The following is a 19,562-nucleotide window of genomic DNA, read 5'->3' as shown; positions in this document are numbered from 1 at the left end:
ATCAATAGGTTTTGCCTAAGTCATTTTGTTGGACCTCAGCGATTTTTTGGGTTAATAATCTTTGCATTTCCTTCACTACAGCTTGAAAGCTGTCCAGGGATGCCAAGTTGGTAAATTGTCCTGGGTCTTGGTACATATCAAATAGTTCCAGCCCGTTTTCTCCCTCCTTTCCATACTGAATATAGGCCCAACGATCTGTGCGGATGAGATAAGTATCTCCTCCCTGAGTGACAGAAAAGGCAAAATCACGGACAGCTTCTTTTTTGCCTTGCAAAATCGGCAACAGACTTTTTCCCTGCAATTGCTGCGGGCTTTCCAATTCCGAGAGTGCCAGAAGGGTGGGATAGAGGTCTACCAATTCGGCAAAAGCCGAAGATCTTCCGGGAGTAATTCCAGGGGCCCGAATGATCAATGGGACTTTTACAGATTCCTCTTTCAGGGATACTTTCATCCAAAAGTCATGCTCTCCCAAATGGAAGCCATGATCGGAGGTGAAAATTACGATAGTGTTTTCTTCCAAACCTTCTTCCTTCAATGCTGCCAAGATTTTCCCCACCTGAGCATCCATAAAACTGACCGAGGCATAGTAGGCTGCGATGGCTTTCTGCTTCTGGGCGTAGCTCATTTCCCCGTTTTGGGTGGTGACATAGTTGATTCCTTTCTCGGGGATATCATCCCAATCACCTGCAATGAAAGGGGGAGGAACGATTTTTTCCCAAGGATAAGGTTCAAAATATTCCTTGGGAGCCACAAAAGGCACATGGGGTCTGACCAAGCCTACCGCTATGAAAAATGGCCTGTCCTTATGTTTTTGGATCAATTCGATGGTTTTTTCGACCGTTTTGCCGTCGGATTGGGCTAAATCTCCCCCTAGGGATTGGACAATGGTCATCACATTGCCTCCTTTTCGCTCGATGCTGCCGTCCGGATTGTTTTGGACCAATTCGGCCAAGCCTTCAGATTTCCATTCAGGTCCTTGTGAGTTAAATCGATCGGTCCATGAATCCGGGTCGTCGGCCCCATCGCTTCCGTTTTCGATATCGATTGGTACCCCCATATGGAAGATTTTACTTACTCGGGCAGTGTAGTAGCCCTTTTCTTTGAAAACTTGAGCCATAGACTTTTTGGAGGGGCCGACTTGTTCCCTCCCACTGACGTAGCCGTAGGTTTGGGTGGCGGTAGGATAGTATCCAAACATAAAGGAAGCCCGGGAGGGTCCACAGACAGGATATTGGGAATACGTGTTTTCGAACAGGAACCCCTCTTTGGCCAGCTGATCAATGGCTGGAGTTTTTACTATTGAGTTGCCATAGGCTCCCAAAGCCGTGGTGGTCAGATCATCCGAGACAATCAATAGAATATTTGGTTTTTTGCTTTGAGAAAAAGCCGAAACCGAAATAATCAAAAGAAATTTGGCCAAAATCCATTTCATGCTAAAATCCTATTGAGAAAGGGCAAGTAAAATGATTTCTTTTTATTCTCCCTGCCGTTCAGACAAAATCTCCTAAAACTCCACTTTTTGACCTTAATTATTTTTATTTAGATTTTTTCCAGATAAGTATTGAATCCAATTCTTCCCTGTTGTACGTTTGTATTGTTATTTAAAATAAATCTAATTAAATAAAGTTATGCGTTCGATTTACGGAGTGTTGTTCTTCGTTTTCTTTCTTTCTTCGGCTGCAATGGCCCAGAAAAATAAAGTAGAAGGTAAAATCATTGATCCCCAAGGGACCCCTGTGTCAGGTGCGTCTGTTTTGTTGAAAGGAACCGTGAGAGGAGTACAAACCGACTTGCAGGGAAATTTTGAGATCAAGGATTTTCCCGCTGGAAAGTACGACTTGGTGGTAAGTCTGGTGGGTTTTGAATCTCAGGAGAGATCTTTTTCCATTGGAGAAAAAGAAACCAAAAATCTGGATATCACCCTGACAGAAGAGGAATACCTTCTTTCCGAATTCAGCATTTCAGCAAGCCGCGGAATTTTGGGACAGGGGAATATGCCCGAAGTCAGCGATTTTCAGATCAATGCCGGAAAGAAAAACGAGGTTATCAAGCTTGCTGAAATCGATGCCAATTTGGCGATGAACAACAGCCGACAGATTTTCGGGCGTACTCCTGGTATTTCTATTTGGGAAAATGACGGTTCCGGGATCCAACTCGGCGTAGCTTCCAGAGGCCTCAGTCCCAATCGCTCTTGGGAATTCAACGTTCGAATGAACGGGTATGACATTACTCCTGATCCCATGGGCTATCCTGAGGCGTATTTCACACCTCCTATGGAAGTGGTGGAGGAGATTCAGATCATCCGTGGAGCCTCATCTTTGCAGTACGGTCCGCAGTTTGGCGGATTGATGAACTTTGTCCTGAGAAAGCCGGACAAATCTACCCGATTCACTGCCGAGTCTATCAACACAGTAGGTAGCAATGGCCTTTTCAGTTCCTTCAACTATGTGGGGGGTACTGAAGGAAAGTGGAACTATACCGCTTACTATCAGAAAAGAAGAGGGAAAGGCTGGAGAGAAAACGGATTTTTCAATACCGATCATGCACATGTTGAGGTCAACTATGCCGCTAGCAATCGACTTAAGCTCGGGTATGAAATGACCTATATGACCACGGAAACCCAACAGCCGGGGGGGCTAACTGATGCTCAATTTGGAGAGAATTCTCAACAAAGCTCAAGAAGCAGAAATTGGTTTAATACTCCTTGGTTCATCCCGTCACTTTCTGCCGAATATTTGGTTTCACCCAATACCAAGCTGAGCTGGAAAGCTTTTGGAACCTTTGCCGAAAGAAATTCAGTGGGCTTCATGAGACCTATCAACCAAGAGGATGATTTGGGAAATAGGCAGGTAGACCGTGATTTCTACACTACTTACGGCACTGAGTTAAGACTGCAGCACAATTACCAGCTATTTGGTCAAGAACAAACCTTAATGAGCGGATTACGCTACTTCAATGGCGCCATTGACAGAAAGCAATTGGGTACGGGCACAACGGGCTCCGAAATGGACTTTTCTGTGGCAGATGGAGACTTCAGAAGAAATCTTGACTTTACCAATATTAACTTGGCTGCCTTTGCTGAAAATGTACTTCGGTTCAATGAAAAACTACTTTTCACCGCCGGAATCCGATTGGAAAATATCCAGTCCAATATGGAAGGACAACTGAATGTAAGCAATGGCAATCCGCAACTGCTTACTCCTCAGACTAGGACACGTACGTTTGCACTGTTGGGTCTGGGGGCAGAGTACCATGTGGGCAAAACCACGGAATTTTACACCAATTTCTCTCAAGCTTACCGCCCGGTGTTGATCTCTGATTTGACTCCTCCGGCCACTACGGATGTGATCGATCCCAATCTGCAGGATGCCCGTGGGTACAACTTTGACTTTGGCTATCGAGGCAAAGTCGCTTCTTACCTCAACTTTGACCTCAGCTATTTCTTCCTGAACTATGACAACCGAATCGGTACCCTTGCTCAGGCAAATGCTGATGGAAGTATTTTCAACTTCCGAACCAATTTGGGTAGATCGGTGAGTCAAGGTTTTGAAGGCTATGTGGAGTTTGATCCGATTACTGCATTCGTGGGAAGTTCCAGATATGGGTATTTGCACCTTTTTGCCTCCGTGGCCGTCATCAATGCTACCTACAAGGATTTTGTAGTCACCTCGGTGAGCAACGGAGAGATTGCTGAACGGAATTTAGCCGGAAATGAGGTGGAAAACGCCCCAAGAAACATCAACCGATTTGGAGCTACTTATAGGAATGGTAAGTTTTCCGTGACTTGGCAAATGAGCGATATCAGTGAGACTTTCTCCGATGCTTCCAACACGGTAGAACCCAATGCTGCGGCCACAGTAGGCCTGATTCCTGCTTACCAAGTTCAGGACCTGTCGGCAAGCTGGAATGTCTGGAAGCAGCACTCGTTGAAAGCAGGAGTAAACAACCTAACCGACGAACGCTATTTCACAAGAAGAGCTGGAGGATATCCGGGCCCCGGAATCATGCCTGCGGACGGAAGAACCTTCTACCTGACGCTTGGATTGAAATTTTAAGGTAAATAGATAGATTGACTAAAGCCGTTCTCATCAGGAGGACGGTTTTTTTGTTTTCGTCAATTATTCTTTGGATGGAGGCTTGGGTACAGAGATCTTTTTTACTTTAGCTATACCAGCTTAAGATAAAGTTTATGAAGAGAGTTTTTCAAATAATTCCTATCACCCTGCTGATTGTGTCCTTTTGGAGTTGCAAGCAGGAAGAAAAGCCAGCCGAACGTCCCAATATCATTTTCATCATGTCGGATGATCATGCTTATCAGGCTATTTCGGCCTATAGCAATCATCTGATCGAGACCCCAAATATTGACCGGATCGCAAAAATGGGGATGCTTTTCACCAATGCCACGGTGACCAATTCGATTTGTGCTCCCAGTCGGGCTACGATTCTTACAGGAAAGCATTCTCATTTGAATGGCAAAGTGGACAATCACTTTCCTTTTGACACCACCAATGTGACCTTCCCTCAACTTTTTCAGGAAGCCGGCTATCAGACCGCCATGTTTGGGAAGTTGCACTTTGGCAACAATCCCAAAGGCTTTGATCAGTTTAAGATCCTGCCCGGTCAAGGGAAATATTACAACCCAGACTTTATCACCAAAAACGAAGGAAACATCCAAGTGGAGGGCTATGTGACAGATATCATCACGGAGATGACTTTGGATTGGCTTCAAAATGAGCGAAAGGCCGAAGATCCTTTTTTACTTTTCTACCTGCACAAAGCCCCTCACCGGGAATGGCTTCCTGCTGAGCGACATTTGGCTGAATTCACCACGCGTTCATTTCCCGAGCCTGCTACTTTATTTGACGATTATTCCGGTCGGGGAAGAGCTGCTCACGAAGCAGAAATGAACCTTTTGAAGGACATGCATTGGGCTGGAGATTCCAAAATCTATCCAAGTGTCATGGATGAGTTGGGCATAGAAGAGACTTCCAATTGGGGCAAAGCGGCCTTCGAAGGAGAGGTAGGAAGACTTAATCCAGCCCAAAGGGCTGTTTGGGATCAATACTATTGGCCGATCAATGAGGACTTCAAAAAGCGCTATCCGACGATGACTGAGGAGGAAAAGATGAAATGGAGGTATCAGCGCTACATGCAAGATTACCTGGGTACGATCAAGGCTGTGGATGAAAATGTAGGAAGGGTTTTGGATTACTTGGAAGCCAATGGCCTGATGGAAAATACAATCATCGTTTATACTTCAGATCAGGGTTTTTATCTAGGTGAACATGGCTGGTTTGACAAGCGGTTTATTTACGATGAAAGCTTCAAAACCCCGCTTTTGGTTGCCTGGCCGGGAAAAGTGGCTCCTGGATCCAAGTCCAACGAAATGGTTCAAAATCTGGATTTTGCCCAGACCTTTTTGGAGGCTGCCGGAATCCAAGCCCCGAGCGATATGCAGGGAGAAAGCCTGATTCCACTTTTGACAGGACAGACAGATAAATGGACTCGGGATGCAGTCTATTATCACTATTACGAATACCCATCGGTGCATATGGTCAAGCGGCACTACGCGATCGTGACCAAGGAATACAAGCTGGTGCATTACTATTTTGATACCGACGAATGGGAACTGATCGACCGAATCAAGGATCCTCAGGAGCTCAACAATGTCTACGATGACCCTGCATATGCCGAAATCCGCCAGAATCTTCACACGCGGCTGGATGGATTGAGAGAGAAGTATGGGGACAATTCCCAGATTTCACAGCGGTACCTTCAGGAATACTTGGATTATATGGAGGAAAACAAGTCCTATGCCGGTGGAAAAAACACCGAGCTTTTGAACAAGATTTTTGAAGACCGAAAAAAGGAAAAGGGCAATTGAGCCACTAGAATAGCCTATGAAAAATGTCTTGAAAGTATGGCTTGCCGGAGCGTTCCTTGTTGGTTTTGCATCCTGTACTCCAAAGGAAGAAGCTAAATCAGACCGGCCGAATATCATCTTCATCATGTCGGATGATCATGCCTATCAGGCCATCTCGGCCTATGACAATACCTTGATCGAAACCCCCAATATCGACCGGATTGCCAAGATGGGCATGCTTTTCACACAGGCTTCCGTTACCAATTCAATTTGTGCACCTTCTCGAGCCACCATTCTGACCGGAAAGCACTCACATCTCAACGGGAAAATCGACAATCATTTCCCCTTCGATACCACCAATGTCACTTTTCCCCAATTGATGCAACAGGCAGGCTATCAGACAGCCATGTTTGGAAAGCTTCACTTTGGCAACAATCCCAAGGGCTTTGATCAATTCAAGATTTTGCCTGGACAGGGCTCCTATTACAATCCCGATTTTATCACCAAAAACGAAGGGAATATCAAGGTAGAAGGGTATGTAACGGATATCGTGACCGACATGACTTTGGATTGGCTGGAAAAGGAAAGAAATCCAGATGAACCTTTCCTACTGATGTATTTGCATAAGTCTCCCCATCGGCCTTGGCTGATGGCAGAGCGCCACATGGAGGAGTTTACCAAAAAGACTTTTCCTGAGCCGAAAACATTATTTGATGACTATTCCAGCCGACCTGCAGCAGCAGAAGCGGAGATGAATATCCTTACCCACATGGGTTGGTCAGGGGATAATAAGCTACGTCCTGAGATTTTGAAAGAATTGGGAATTGCCGATGTGGGTGGCTATGATACCAGTCGGTTAATAGGGCAGATGAATCGGTTTACCCCGGCTCAGGCAGCAAACTTCCGGAAATATTACGATCCCATCAGTGAGGATTTTAAACAAAGATATCCCACCATGTCTAAGGAAGATCTCATGCGCTGGAAATATCAGCGTTACATGCAGGACTACTTGGGTACAATCAAAGCCGTGGATGAAAATGTAGGTCGCCTGCTGGATTATTTGGAGGCCAATAATTTGATGGAAAACACGATCATTGTATACACCTCAGATCAAGGATTTTATCTAGGAGAACACGGCTGGTATGACAAGCGATTCGTCTATGACGAATCGTTCAAAACCCCTTTGTTGGTCGCTTGGCCGGGAAAAACCGCGCCAGGTTCTCGCTCGGATGCGTTAGTCCAAAATCTTGATTTCGCGCAGACCTTTTTGGAGGCTGCGGGGATTCCAGCTCCAATTGATATGCAGGGAGAAAGCATGATTCCCCTTCTTACCGGAAAACCAGAACAATGGACTCGGGATGCGGTGTATTATCACTATTACGAGTTTCCTGCCGAGCATATGGTCAACCGGCATTATGCCATTGTGACGAAGGAGTATAAGCTGATTCATTATTATTTCATTCAGGATTATTGGGAGCTAATTGATCGGGTGAAAGATCCCAAGGAATTAAAAAATGTCTATGATGACCCTGCCTATGCAGAAATTAAGGCAGACCTTCACAGGCGTTTGGAAGAACTTCGGGTGAAATACAAAGACAGCAATGAGATCAGCGATGGGTATATCGATCGCCTGCTCGATGATGCCTTGGAAGGAAAAGTCTGGGGAATCAGCAAGGAAAAAGCGGAGGAGATCAAAAGCCAGCGAAGAAAAGATTAAAGGACATAGAAAAAAACCAGTGAAAACCTCACTGGTTTTTTTTTGAAAGGGTTAACTCTTGAAATGCTATTTCTTAGGTGAATTGACCCCGTATATTTTGGCTTTTAAGATTCCTGAAGAAAAGGATTTAGAGGATCTCTGACAAATGGGTTTGGCCTTTGATGACTTCTACAGCGAGGTGCTTGAGGCTTTTGGAAGTGAGCATGATATCGATGTCTCGTCGGACCTTTACCACTTCGAAGTGTAGTGGGCATGGGTTTTTCTCGGAGCATTTTTGAAGACCTAAGCTACAACCTGCGAAAAGGTGATCTCCATCCACGATTTTGACGACATCTTTCAAGTTGAAATTTGCATAGGATTCATCTGCGAAAAAGCCCCCATTAGGGCCTTTGATGGAACCCACAATTTTGGCCTTGGTGAGATTCTGTAGGATTTTGGCAGTGAATGCCTCTGGAGCGCCTATTTTTTGGCCAATTTCCTTTGCGCTAACCTTTTTGTCTTCAAGGCTTTGAGTCCAGATATAAATCACTGACTTGATCGCGTACTTAGCAGCTTGGGAGAACATCTTGGATAATTTTGTCCGAAATATACCTTTCACATTTTAAAGGAAAAAAGCCGGAAGTCACATAACTCCGGCCTTTTCAAGAAAAACCATAACAAAATCTTGAAACCTAAAGCTTATTTTGGAAGAAGGACTTGGTCAATGACATGAATGATTCCGTTGGAGGCGGAAACAGTGCCGACGATTTTTGCTCCATTAATGGTCACCGTGCCATCTTCGGCAACAGTGACGGTGACTGATCGGCCATCTGCTGTTCCGAGGTTCCTGCCATTTACAAAATCATCGGGTTTGTAAACTCCCAGCAAAACATGGTATTCGAGGATGTCTCGGAGTTTACGTTGATTCTCTGGTTTGACCAGATCATCCAGAGTACCAGCCGGTAATGCATCAAAGGCGGTGTTGGTCGGCGCAAATACTGTAAATGGACCCACATTGGTCAAGGCATCCACGTAGTCTGCGGCTTTCAATGCCGCCACAAGGGTACTGTGATCAGCTGAGCCAACGGCTACTTGGACCACATTTGGGTTAGAGACATCGTCCAAAACAGCGGATTGTCCGGGACCCGGAGCTGATTCAGCGGTAGAAGTTGTGCTATCTTTGGCCTGACCGCCACAAGACCAGGCGGCCAGGGCCAGAAGCAAAGAGGGGAGATAAAGCAACTTTTTCATAGTGAAGGGAGGTAAGGATTTGGGTCTTTTTGAAAGATGAATGCTTTGGATTTAGTGAATCATAGGTCAAATGTATATTCCATATTAATAAAAGACAAATAAATCCTTTATTATTTTTTCAAATTTCAAAAAAAATCCTTTTACGACCTAAATGATAATTATAACAAGATAATTAAATCCTAATTTATGGGATTTTATACCGGTATTCGAGTAGAAAAAAGCTTACAGGAATTATTTTATTAACTGATTTTTATCATGTGATTGGGAAAAAACACCTTCTACCTTCGGAGCAGCTATCCTAATTGAGATCCCTTGGAATCGAACCAAACGGAGGGGTGAAATAAGGAGGTAATGTGGTGTGACTTCCTAAATCCCGGAGTCCCGGGAGCAGATTGAAAATAAAACAATGACCCTATGAAAACTTGGCTTACGACCTGGGAACCTGAAAATGACATCTTTTGGAATGATCAAGGGAAAAAAATAGCTTGGCGAACCCTGACTATTACAACGATTTCATTAGTGCTTTCTTTTGCAACTTGGTTTATGGTCAGTGCAATAGTGACAAGATTAGATGGAATCGGATTCAATTTCACATCCAATCAGCTTTTCTGGTTGGCGGCATTGCCAGGTTTGGCTGCGGGTACCTTAAGGATCGTGCACACGTTTTTGATTCCCATTTTTGGAACCCGGCATGTGATCACGATTGCGACATTTATCAAGCTGATTCCGGTCATTGGGTTTGGCTTTGCGGTTATGGATCCCAACACTCCTTTTTGGGTTTTTGCGGTATTAGCGCTAACAGCGGGCTTTGGAGGAGGGGACTTTTCCTCTTTTATGCCTTCGACCAATATGTTTTTCCCTTCTCGCTTGAAAGGCGCTGCCTTGGGTATTCAGGCTGGGATTGGGAATTTTGGGGTAAGTCTTGCACAGTTCATGACCCCTATTATGCTGGGAATAGGATTCTATGGAGCTCCGCAGATTTTTACTAAAAAGACTGCTGCTGGCGAAGTGGTTCAAAGTGAAATCTTCCTTCAAAGTGCTTCCTTGTGGTATGCGCCACTTCTGATTCTAATTGGGATTCTTTGTTGGCTATTATTACGAAGTATTCCTATAAAATCCACTTTTAAAGATCAACTAGACATATTTAAAGACAAGCATACCTGGTATTGCACTGTAATTTATTTTATGACCTTCGGGACCTTTGCAGGATTGTCAGCTGCATTCCCTCTGCTTTTGAAGTCCGTTTATGGGCCCTTTGACCCCTCCTTGGATCCTTTGAAATATGCTTTTTATGGTCCGTTGATTGGATCTGCAGCGCGCGTGGGATTTGGTTTTATTGCCGATAAAATTGGAGGAGCAGTTTTGACTACAATTTCAGGTTTAGGCCTTTTAGGTTGTACTCTTGTGATTATTTTCCTTAACTTATTAGAACCAAGTGGAATACAGCAGCTCGATATGTTTATACTGGTTATGTTGGTGCTGTTCTTTTTTACGGGCATCGGTAATGCTTCTACTTTCAAGCAATTTCCGGTGATTTTCAAGCATAACCCGGTGCATGCTTCTGGGGTGATTGGATGGACAGCCGCAATCGGAGCCTATGGACCTTTTATATTTTCCTTAGCGATCAGTGGTTTCATGGTTTCGACTGGAAGCGCAACGGGATTCTTTGAGATTTTGGCTGTTTTCCTGGTTTTGGCCACAGGAATCAATTGGTATTTCTACAACAGAAAAGGTGCTGAAAGACCTTGTTAAACCTGCATCTATATGCTTAGACTACTTCAAACCCTTAACAAAATAGCCTTGATTAAAGCGATCATTGCTGCCTTGGCGGTAGTAATGTTGGTTTTCTTGGGGTCCAGAAATCTTCAAAACTTCGATGCCGCCCTTATAGCTTACCTCTTGGGGACTGTCTTTGCGGTTTTTGGAATTGCCTATCGGTATTCGGTATGGTTGCAGCGGCCTCCTACAAGGCTTTATTGGAAAAGGAGTATGCAATTTCTATTCAGTAGGGATTTCCCCTTTTACCTCTTGAGAAGTGTCAAGCTCTTTTTTCAAAATATTCTCTTTCAAAGGTTTATTTATCACCGAAGCAGAACCCGATGGATAGGTCACTTTTTATTGGCTACGGGCTGCCTGATTGCTTTTGCAGTGACAATTCCGCTGACTTTGGGATGGATTCATTTTGAGTTCAAGCCGGGTAATGATACAATTTATTACGCCAAGGTCTTTGGATTTGAAGCCGGATCATTTGAGTTGGGCTCCTTCATCGCATTCATGGCATTTCATGCTCTGGTGTGGTGCTCACTTTTGGTGACAATAGGTGCGGTGATGATGATGAAGCGTCGTTTGACGGACGGAGGATTGATTGCGACACAGACATTTGAAGGGGATTGGCTTCCCTTGGTGCTGCTGATTGCGATATCCATTACTGGCTTAGGCATTTCTTATGATTACACGTTTCTGCAAGGGAAAACCTATCAGTTTATGGCTGTGACTCATGCGGTCACGGTGATTCTGTTTTTGGTTTGGATTCCATTCGGGAAGTTTTTCCACATTTTCCAACGATTGGCTCAATTAGGAGCCAACCTTTATCGGCATGAAGGCAAAAAACACGGCATGGCTGTATGTCCGCATACCCATGAGGAATTTGCTACTCAACTGCATGTCAATGACCTAAAGCAAGTCACCAAAGAGCTTGGCTTTGATTTTACACTCAAGGATGGAAGCAATCATCTGGACTTAAGTCCCGAAGGTAAAAGAGCCGCTTTGGCTAAAGCACATTTTGAAGCAAGAAAAAATGCCGGAGCTTTCTTCGGATAAAAATATCAGACCATGGCAAAATTACCTACTTCAGTAGATTCTATCATTGATCAATTCGGCCCTCACAAAGCCTACACTCCTAAGGAAGGTTTCCAGGGAGTTCATGAGCCCGATAAGTTGGTTAAAACCCATTGCTGCTTCTGTGGGATGCAGTGTGGCATTCAGTTGAAAGTCAAAGATAATAAAGTGGCTGGGTTTGAACCTTGGATGGAATTTCCGTTCAATGAAGGGCGATTGTGCCCAAAGGGCGTTCAACGCTACCTTCAAAACAATCACCCAGATCGAATCTTGCATCCCTATAAGAGAGTCGAAGGGAAAGGTTTTGAAAAAACCTCCTGGGAAGATGCCATGAGCAAAACTGTCAGCGAAATTCAGCGCATTCAGAACAGCCATGGACGTGATGCTTTTGCGATGCTGTCCGGGGTGTCGCTGACCAATGAAAAAAGCTACATGGTCGGGAAATTTGCCAGGGTTGCCTTGAAGACCAAAAACCTCGATTACAATGGAAGACTTTGCATGGTAAGTGCCGGTGCGGGAAATAAAAAAGCCTTTGGATTGGATAGAATCTCCAATTCCTGGGCTGACTTGAAGCATGCAGAAGTAATCATCATAGCAGGTACGAATGTGTCTGAGACTTTTCCTACGCTGACACACTACATTTGGCAGGCTCGAGACAACGGGGCCAAACTCATTGTGGTTGATCCACGGGTGACCCCGATAGCCAGAACAGCCGACTTGCACCTTCCGGTAAGGCCGGGCGGAGATTCTGCACTTTTCGGAGCTATGCTTAAGATCTTGGTCGACAATGATTGGTTGGATCACGAATTTATTGACCAGCACACTTCCGGATTTCAGGAATCCATCGATGCTGTCAAAGATTATGATTTGGCCTGGGCTGAGGAAAAAACCGGAATTGAGGCCGCTAAGATCCAGCAAGCAGCAGAATGGTGGGGCAAAGCAAAAACGAGCTTTCTGCTACATGCCAGAGGCATAGAACATCATACAAAAGGCGTGGACAATGTCCTCAGCTGTATCAATTTAGTCTTAGCGACCGGCCGAATCGGAAAGCCCTATTGTGGCTATGGAACGATCACAGGCCAAGGAAATGGGCAAGGAGGTCGCGAGCATGGCCACAAGTGTGACCAGCTGCCCGGCAATCGGGATATTACCAATCCAGAACATCGCCAATACATTGCGGATGTATGGGGTATCGATGAAAAAGAATTGCCGGGTAAAGGACTTTCAGCCTATGAAATCATCGAAGCCATCCATCGTGGTGAAATCAAAGGATTAATCACAATTTGTTTCAACCCCTTGGTTTCCCTGCCCAATAACAACTTCGTCCGGGAAGCTCTGGAAAAACTGGAATACTATGTAGCCATTGACTTTTTCCTCAATGAAACTGCAAGGCATGCAGACTTGATTCTCCCTGGCTCGCTACACGAAGAGGAAGAGGGAACTGTGACTACCGCTGAAGGTCGGGTGGTAAAAATCAACCAAGCGATCACTCCTCCCGGAGAAGCCCGAAAAGACAGCGAAATCCTGATCGAATTGGCACAGAGACTGGGAGTTGGGGACAAATTCGCCTATGACAAGGCTGAGGATGTTTTCAATGAACTTCGGGTAGCTTCCAAAGGAGGTACTGCCGATTACTTCGGGATTACTTATGAAAAAATTGAGAAGAATATGGGAGTGTTCTGGCCATGTCCTTCAGAAGATCATCCCGGTACGCCTAGACTTTGGGAGGACCGCAAATTTAAAACACCAGACGGAAAAGCACACTTCAACCCGGTATCCTATCGGGACCCTGCAGAAGTGGTGGATAAGGAGTATCCTGTCGTGATGACCACCGGTAGAGTGGTATCTCAATACCTAAGCGGTACTCAGACCCGCCGAATCGGTAAGCTTTTGGATCAATATCCGGAACCGCTATTGGAAATTCATCCCAAGCTAGCATATCAGTACGGGATCAAAGATGGAGATCAGGTAATCGTAAAAACCCGTCGAGGAGAGGCGACCTTCCCAGCCCAGATTGTAGAAACTATCCGGGAAGATACTGTCTTTATCCCTTATCACTGGGGAGGCAAACATTCTGCAAATCAACTGACTATCGGAACCTTGGATCCAATCAGTAAAATTCCAGAATTCAAAGTATGTGCCTGTCAGCTTATTCCAACAGGAAAAATGGCCTCTGTCCAAATCAAAGAAACAGCCTATCAAAGTTTTTAACCTAACAGCCCTTTAACCATGCAAAACCCTCAATACAATCAGCAGATGGAATTTTTCATAGACATGCAGCGCTGTATCGGCTGCCATGCTTGCGAAATGGCCTGTGCTGAGTGTGAGACCAACGGGCAGGAAAGCATGATCCACATTCACTATGTGGAGCGAGCCGCCTCTGTCCAAACGACCGTGCAGGTCTGCATGCATTGCGAAGATCCCGTGTGTGCCAATGTCTGCCCGGCCGATGCCATCACCAAGGATGACTTTGGTGTGGTCCACACGGCAAATACCTCCCGATGTATAGGCTGCTCCAACTGTGTGCTGGCCTGCCCATTTGGGGTACCCAAAAAAGAAGAAAAGGCCGAGCTCATGATGAAATGTAACATGTGCTACGATCGCACCAGCGCCGGCAAAAAGCCCATGTGTGCTACGGTATGCCCTAGTCAGGCGCTCTTCTACGGCACCCGGGAGGAAATCGAAAAGCTACGTCCCAATAGTACTCCGGTAAACAAATTCATGTTTGGAGAAGAACAAGTCAATACCAAAGTCAATATCATGATGCCCAAAGGCAGCACAGAATTGCGGATTCATCCTTAAAATCAGTTTGCGTCATGTCTAAAAACCCAAATCAAGAAATTCCAAAATGGAAGCAGGATTTCCCCATTGAGCAAAAGGAAGCCACACATGTGTCTCGGAGAGAGTTTGCCAAATTTCTCACCTTACTCTCTGGTGCACTTGCGGTGGGAAGCACGGCCATCGTGGTGAAGTCTCTGGCTTTTCCAGATCAGCCACTCGTGGGAGAGCACCCCATCTGCCTGGAGTCTGATGTGCCCGTGGGGGAGTCCTATATGTTTGAGATCGAGGGATCCAAGACCATTCCTTACCTGCTCATCAACTTGGGTGAGGGCGAATGGCGAGCCTTTGAGCAGAAGTGCACCCACCTCTCCTGTGCGGTGAAATACCGCCACGACCTAGGACAGATCGTGTGCCCCTGCCATAAGGGCTATTTCAACCCACGTACTGGCGACGTGATCCAGGGTCCACCACCACGTCCACTACCCCAACTCGAAGTGGTACTTCGCGACGGCATGGTACTAGTCAAAGCCCAACAAGTCTAAACCCCTGAGCTATGAGCGATTTCAGACAATCCCAAAACCAGGCACACCCCAATAAGACCAGCACACTGATGACAGGAATTATCCTGCTCCAGATTCTCTTTGTCACGATCCAGATCTGGTTCCTCTTTGGAGCACTAAACAATGCCCTGCAAGAGAACCTCAACTTCGCGATTACTACGGCACTGGGATCCATCACCTTTGCGATCGCCTCCTTCTGGCTCCTGCGCTATCTGCCGGATGCCCGAAAGAAAAAGAGTTAACCCACCCGCTACTCCTCCCCGCATCCTATGAATGAGCGCATCCCTGCAGGCGCCCACCGCGTCCTTTTCCTCAATACCCTAGCCTTCACCTTGTGTTTTGCCGCCTGGACCTTCAATGGGGTCATGGTGACTTACTTGGTAGACAATGGCATATTCAACTGGAGCCAAGTCGAAATCGGCTGGCTACTCGGTATCCCCATTCTCACGGGATCCATCATGCGGCTCCCGCTGGGTATTTTGACGGACAAGTATGGAGGTAAATGGATTTTTGTAGGGCTGCTGCTTTTCACCGCCATCCCCATGTATCTGCTGAATTTCACGGATTCCTTTAGCTGGTATGCACTGATGAGCTTTGGGTTTGGTCTGGCCGGTGCCGGCTTTGCCGTGGGTATAGGATACACCTCGGTTTGGTATCCCAAACATTGGCAAGGCAGAGCTTTGGGTATTTTTGGAGCAGGTAATGCCGGGGCAGCTATCACCACCCTGCTTGCTCCCACAGCACTAAATTACTTTACTGACAATGGGCAAAATCCTTCGGCGTGGACCACATTGCCGACGATTTATGCAGCCGTCTTGGTGGGCATAGCTATTCTATTTGCTTTGCTGGCGCAAAATAAAAAACCCGCCACTTCCACCCGTACCATGGCTCAGACGCTCCAGCCACTTGGCAATATTCGGGTGTGGAGATTTGGGCTATACTATTTCCTTGTGTTTGGATGTTTTGTGGCCTTATCCCAGTGGCTCGTGCCTTATTTTACCAATGTCTACGGCACCACCCTCGTGATTGCCGGTCTTTTCGCATCGCTCTTTAGCTTGCCATCCGGAGTGGTCCGCGCCTTGGGAGGCTGGATGAGTGACAAGTTTGGTGCAAGGAGAGTGATGTTTGGAGTTTTTGCCTGGTCCATCGCCATCGCAGCCCTCCTGATGATCCCCAAGATGGAAATCTTCTCTCCCGGCAAAGGAATCAACGCTGTGCAAAAGGGAGTGGTGGCCGAAGTTCGGGCAAACCAACTCATCATGGAGAGCGGCAAAACCTATGATTTCAGCGGAAAACCAGCCTCAACTGAGCTAGAATCGGACAAGAAGCCCATATTGCCTCAAAAAACCTCTTGGCAAGAACCCGTGGTGAAAGCAGGCGACGTAGTGGAGAAAAAGCAGCTCCTCGTAAAAGGTGTGACTCGGATCAATTTCGAAGCCAATATGTGGGTATTTGCCATTTTGACATTGATTCTTGGGATCGTGTGGGGTATAGGCAAAGCCTCCGTTTATAAGTTCATTCCAGACTATTTCCCCAACGAAGTGGGCGTAGTCGGTGGTATGGTAGGGGTAATCGGTGGTCTGGGAGGTTTCTTTTGCCCCATTTTGTTTGGCTATCTGCTAGAGGGCACTGGACTCTGGACGAGCAGCTGGATGTTTATTCTGGCACTGTCCATTCTGTGCTATGTATGGATGTCCAAAGTGGTGAAATCTATCCTGAAAAAACACGCACCGGAGATTTCTGACAAAATCGACCATCACTGATCATATGAGTAGCCAGCGCGATCTAGCGGTTTTTATTCTTGCCGGAGGCAAAAGTACCCGGATGGGTCAGGAAAAAGGCCTTGTGGAGCTAAAGGGCAAACCCATGATCCAGCATGTCCTAGAGGCCACAGCTCCTCTGGGCCTTTCACAGCATATTATCGGACATCATCCAGGATATGCTGACATGGGGGTACCTGTGATTCCGGATTTGATCCCAAACTGTGGACCCCTGGGTGGAATTTACACAGCGTTGACCTACTGTAGATGCTCCCATGCCATTATCTTTTCCTGTGATTCCCCGCTGATTCAGACTGGCACGATTAATAAACTCCTCTCAAAGGAGTGCACGGGAATAGTTATCGGCATGATTTCCGGGAGCCTTTATCCTTTTCCGGGGATTTATCCTGTCAGCCTTCTGCCACAGGTCTTGTCCAGTCTGGAGCGGCAGGAGTACAAGGTGCAAGGATTTATTGAGGGGCAAACCCATCAGGTGGTCGATTTGGCGACTATTTCTACCGATCCTCATCTCGAATTTACCAATGTAAACACCCTGGAAGAAGTCCGGACTTTTTCCGATTTCCCTGAAGAAAAAAACTAATATATTGTGATATGGAAATTCAAATGAAGTTCTGGAGAAAACTCTCTCCAGAGGAGCGGCTCAATCGAGTCCAGCAAGCCTTAAAAGTCAATGTGGATTTTTCTAAAGATGCTAACTTGGGCTATCCTGCCTCTCGATTGGATGAAAAGGTATTTACAAATGAGTCTCTTTTCCTTCGGGAAATGCCCGTATTGAGTACATACATCGCCAACCCCAACCATATCGGTTGCCATACCTTTGGGACTTCCGAATATGCATTCAAAGGTACTCAAGCGATAGAGCGGGAGGTCCTGAACATGATTGCTGTGGACCTGTTCAAAATCGGAGAAGGGGAGTTTGACGGGTATATTTCTCCGGGAGGCACTGAGGCCAATGCACAGGCACTGTGGATTTATCGAAACGAATTTTTGAAAAATAAGGGAGCCATGTTGGATGAAATTGTCATTCTTGCTTCCGAAGATACCCATTACTCCATCCCCAAGGCTGCCAATCTTCTGATGATCGACTGGGAAAAAGTCTCAGTAGATCCGGATACCAGAGAAGTAAGCCCAAAGGCTGTGAGAGAGGCGGTGAAAGCAAGCCTTCAGAAAGGTAAAAAGTACTTTATCGTTGTCGCCAATATGGGGACTACCATGTTTGGCTCCGTGGATGATCCCAAAGTATTCACAGTTGTCCTTCACGAATTTCACCTCCCTTTCCGTATGCATATCGATGGAGCCTATGGAGGTTTTGTCTATCCTTTTGGAGACTTCGAAAACCAAATCAACTTCACCAATCCGGATATTTCTTCAATCACTATTGATGCGCATAAAATGCTTCAGGCACCCTATGGTACAGGTATTTTTGTCTGCCGAAAAGAACTGATCGAAAATGTACTCACTTCAGAAGCAAAATATGTTCAAGGGATGGACTTGACCCTTTGTGGAAGTCGATCGGGTGCCAATGCGGTGGCAGTTTGGGTGATTTTGACTACCTATGGTCCTCATAAGTGGTTTGAAAAGATATCTGTGATCAAAATGCGGACCAACTGGCTTTGCAAGCAATTGGATCAGTTGGGGGTAATCTATTTTCGGGAACAGGAGATGAATATTGTCACCATTCGCTCCGAATGTGTGCCGGAATCATTGGCTCATAAGTATAACCTTGTCCCACAAACCCACGATGAGACCAATCAATGGTATAAAATCGTGCTGATGGACCATGTGGAAATAGAGCATTTGAAGGATTTTATTCAGGATATGCTATCTTCCCGGAGTTTAAGTACGAATTAAATGGTCGACATCACGCATAAAAGTAACACCCTACGGAAAGCAGTGGCCCAGGCGATCGTCAAAGTAAGTCATCCTGAAACCATCCAAGCCATTCAAAACCGAACTGTCCCTAAGGGCGACGTGCTCGAGTGTGCACGTGTTGCGGGCCTTTTTGCTGCCAAAAGGACCGCAGATATGATTCCCGATTGCCATCCTTTACCGGTGGAGTTTACTTCCGTTAGCTATGAAGTAGGAGCTATTGAAGTAACCGTTTTTGTCGAAATTCATACCATCTACAAGACCGGTGTGGAGGTAGAAGCGATGCATGCAGCCTCTGTGGTAGCCCTGACTATGTACGATATGCTCAAGCCTATAGACAAAGGAGTGACTATTGAGCAAATCAAGCTGGTTGAAAAAAGAGGAGGGAAGTCCGATCGCAAAAAAGATCTGGAGCAGTCCCTTCGAGCTGCTGTGGTTGTATGTTCGGACTCGATTTCGGCAGGGAAAAAGGTAGATTCCGCCGGGTTGGTGATCAAAGAAAAACTGGAAAAAGTCGGAGTTCAAGTTCTTGTTTACCAAATCATACCTGATGAAAAAGACCAAATCCAACAGCTTTGTTCTCAGCAGGTAAGTGATCAAATGGATATGGTGATTTTTTCAGGAGGGACAGGCTTATCACCAAGAGATATTACGCCCGAGGCCTTGGAGGAAATAATAGAAAGAAGAATACCCGGGATTGAAGAGGCTATTCGAAATTATGGACAGCAACGTACGCCTTATGCCATGCTATCCCGCTCCGTGGCAGGATTGATCGGAGACACTTTGGTATTGGGACTTCCTGGTTCGACCAAAGGAGCTTCAGAATCCATGGATGCAGTTTTTCCTTCCATTCTTCACATTTTCAAGGTGATGGAAGGGGCTAGACATGATTAATATGGCTTAAAGCCTGCCAGGGTTTTAAA

Annotated in this window: 16 protein-coding genes; 13 read left to right on the top strand and 3 right to left on the bottom strand. The window is 45.9% G+C overall.

Going from position 1 to position 19,562, the window contains the following annotated elements:
- Position 1: 1 nt before the first annotated feature.
- A complete protein-coding gene (locus AAA942_RS07725) occupies positions 2-1,432 on the bottom strand; it encodes a sulfatase (protein ID WP_338219660.1) in 1,431 nt (476 codons plus the stop codon).
- A 196-nt stretch (positions 1,433-1,628) separates the two neighbouring features.
- Between AAA942_RS07725 and AAA942_RS07720 the strand changes: the two genes are divergently transcribed.
- The 3 genes from AAA942_RS07720 (at position 1,629) to AAA942_RS07710 (ending at position 7,580) form a co-directional block, all read left to right on the top strand.
- The gene (locus tag AAA942_RS07720; protein WP_338219659.1) at positions 1,629-4,055 is read left to right on the top strand and encodes a TonB-dependent receptor domain-containing protein; all 2,427 of its coding nucleotides are present in this window, start codon (positions 1,629-1,631) and stop codon (positions 4,053-4,055) included.
- Between the two features lie 134 nt (positions 4,056-4,189).
- Positions 4,190-5,884: a sulfatase family protein gene (locus tag AAA942_RS07715; protein WP_338219658.1), complete on the top strand. Its 1,695-nt coding sequence runs from the start codon at positions 4,190-4,192 to the stop codon at positions 5,882-5,884.
- Positions 5,885-5,900: 16 nt separating this feature from the next.
- Positions 5,901-7,580 (top strand): sulfatase family protein, encoded by a 1,680-nt coding sequence (locus tag AAA942_RS07710; RefSeq protein ID WP_338219657.1) that lies wholly within the window; start codon positions 5,901-5,903, stop codon positions 7,578-7,580.
- Between the two features lie 127 nt (positions 7,581-7,707).
- On the opposite strand, the gene AAA942_RS07705 is transcribed toward AAA942_RS07710, so the two are convergent.
- Positions 7,708-8,145 (bottom strand): RrF2 family transcriptional regulator, encoded by a 438-nt coding sequence (locus tag AAA942_RS07705; protein WP_338219656.1) that lies wholly within the window; start codon positions 8,143-8,145, stop codon positions 7,708-7,710.
- A 113-nt stretch (positions 8,146-8,258) separates the two neighbouring features.
- On the bottom strand, positions 8,259-8,810 hold the full coding sequence (locus AAA942_RS07700; protein ID WP_338219655.1) for a fasciclin domain-containing protein: 552 nt from the start codon (positions 8,808-8,810) through the stop codon (positions 8,259-8,261).
- Positions 8,811-9,224: 414 nt separating this feature from the next.
- Between AAA942_RS07700 and AAA942_RS07695 the strand changes: the two genes are divergently transcribed.
- From AAA942_RS07695 to moaCB, 10 genes are read left to right on the top strand one after another with little or no spacing between them, the layout of a single operon-like run.
- Complete coding sequence (locus tag AAA942_RS07695; protein ID WP_338219654.1) at positions 9,225-10,562, top strand: MFS transporter; 1,338 nt, start codon at positions 9,225-9,227, stop codon at positions 10,560-10,562.
- 12 nt (positions 10,563-10,574) lie between these two features.
- Positions 10,575-11,630: an MFS transporter gene (locus AAA942_RS07690; protein WP_338219653.1), complete on the top strand. Its 1,056-nt coding sequence runs from the start codon at positions 10,575-10,577 to the stop codon at positions 11,628-11,630.
- A 12-nt stretch (positions 11,631-11,642) separates the two neighbouring features.
- Entirely contained in the window at positions 11,643-13,859 is a 2,217-nt protein-coding gene (locus tag AAA942_RS07685; RefSeq protein ID WP_338219652.1) for a molybdopterin oxidoreductase family protein, read from the top strand.
- Positions 13,860-13,877: 18 nt separating this feature from the next.
- The gene (locus AAA942_RS07680; RefSeq protein ID WP_338219651.1) at positions 13,878-14,450 is read left to right on the top strand and encodes a 4Fe-4S dicluster domain-containing protein; all 573 of its coding nucleotides are present in this window, start codon (positions 13,878-13,880) and stop codon (positions 14,448-14,450) included.
- Positions 14,451-14,464: 14 nt separating this feature from the next.
- Positions 14,465-14,971, top strand: coding sequence for a QcrA and Rieske domain-containing protein (locus tag AAA942_RS07675; RefSeq protein WP_274671004.1), 507 nt, complete (start codon positions 14,465-14,467; stop codon positions 14,969-14,971).
- Between the two features lie 11 nt (positions 14,972-14,982).
- Positions 14,983-15,231: a DUF6755 family protein gene (locus tag AAA942_RS07670; RefSeq protein WP_274671005.1), complete on the top strand. Its 249-nt coding sequence runs from the start codon at positions 14,983-14,985 to the stop codon at positions 15,229-15,231.
- A 27-nt stretch (positions 15,232-15,258) separates the two neighbouring features.
- Positions 15,259-16,752 carry an MFS transporter gene (locus AAA942_RS07665; RefSeq protein ID WP_338219650.1) on the top strand — a complete coding sequence of 498 codons (1,494 nt, stop codon included), beginning with the start codon at positions 15,259-15,261 and terminating at the stop codon, positions 16,750-16,752.
- A gap of 4 nt (positions 16,753-16,756) precedes the next feature.
- Positions 16,757-17,350, top strand: coding sequence for a molybdenum cofactor guanylyltransferase (mobA, locus tag AAA942_RS07660; protein ID WP_338219649.1), 594 nt, complete (start codon positions 16,757-16,759; stop codon positions 17,348-17,350).
- An 11-nt stretch (positions 17,351-17,361) separates the two neighbouring features.
- On the top strand, positions 17,362-18,621 hold the full coding sequence (locus AAA942_RS07655) for a pyridoxal phosphate-dependent decarboxylase family protein (RefSeq protein WP_274670996.1): 1,260 nt from the start codon (positions 17,362-17,364) through the stop codon (positions 18,619-18,621).
- Positions 18,622-19,533, top strand: a complete 912-nt coding sequence (gene moaCB / locus AAA942_RS07650) for a bifunctional molybdenum cofactor biosynthesis protein MoaC/MoaB (protein WP_338219648.1) — start codon at positions 18,622-18,624, stop codon at positions 19,531-19,533.
- Positions 19,534-19,562 lie beyond the last annotated feature (29 nt).

This window comes from Algoriphagus sp. oki45 (assembly GCF_036245605.1).
In the GTDB taxonomy this organism is placed as follows: Bacteria; Bacteroidota; Bacteroidia; order Cytophagales; family Cyclobacteriaceae; genus Algoriphagus.
Note: the sequence above shows the minus strand (reverse complement) of the source record. Positions and strands in the feature narration are given on the sequence as shown.

Coding starts and splice junctions, on each gene's coding strand:
- AAA942_RS07725 (WP_338219660.1), bottom strand. CDS start 1,432: ATGAAATGGATTTTGGCCAAATTTCTTTTGATTATTTCGGTTTCGGCT.
- AAA942_RS07720 (WP_338219659.1), top strand. CDS start 1,629: ATGCGTTCGATTTACGGAGTGTTGTTCTTCGTTTTCTTTCTTTCTTCG.
- AAA942_RS07715 (WP_338219658.1), top strand. CDS start 4,190: ATGAAGAGAGTTTTTCAAATAATTCCTATCACCCTGCTGATTGTGTCC.
- AAA942_RS07710 (WP_338219657.1), top strand. CDS start 5,901: ATGAAAAATGTCTTGAAAGTATGGCTTGCCGGAGCGTTCCTTGTTGGT.
- AAA942_RS07705 (WP_338219656.1), bottom strand. CDS start 8,145: ATGTTCTCCCAAGCTGCTAAGTACGCGATCAAGTCAGTGATTTATATC.
- AAA942_RS07700 (WP_338219655.1), bottom strand. CDS start 8,810: ATGAAAAAGTTGCTTTATCTCCCCTCTTTGCTTCTGGCCCTGGCCGCC.
- AAA942_RS07695 (WP_338219654.1), top strand. CDS start 9,225: ATGAAAACTTGGCTTACGACCTGGGAACCTGAAAATGACATCTTTTGG.
- AAA942_RS07690 (WP_338219653.1), top strand. CDS start 10,575: ATGCTTAGACTACTTCAAACCCTTAACAAAATAGCCTTGATTAAAGCG.
- AAA942_RS07685 (WP_338219652.1), top strand. CDS start 11,643: ATGGCAAAATTACCTACTTCAGTAGATTCTATCATTGATCAATTCGGC.
- AAA942_RS07680 (WP_338219651.1), top strand. CDS start 13,878: ATGCAAAACCCTCAATACAATCAGCAGATGGAATTTTTCATAGACATG.
- AAA942_RS07675 (WP_274671004.1), top strand. CDS start 14,465: ATGTCTAAAAACCCAAATCAAGAAATTCCAAAATGGAAGCAGGATTTC.
- AAA942_RS07670 (WP_274671005.1), top strand. CDS start 14,983: ATGAGCGATTTCAGACAATCCCAAAACCAGGCACACCCCAATAAGACC.
- AAA942_RS07665 (WP_338219650.1), top strand. CDS start 15,259: ATGAATGAGCGCATCCCTGCAGGCGCCCACCGCGTCCTTTTCCTCAAT.
- mobA (WP_338219649.1), top strand. CDS start 16,757: ATGAGTAGCCAGCGCGATCTAGCGGTTTTTATTCTTGCCGGAGGCAAA.
- AAA942_RS07655 (WP_274670996.1), top strand. CDS start 17,362: ATGGAAATTCAAATGAAGTTCTGGAGAAAACTCTCTCCAGAGGAGCGG.
- moaCB (WP_338219648.1), top strand. CDS start 18,622: ATGGTCGACATCACGCATAAAAGTAACACCCTACGGAAAGCAGTGGCC.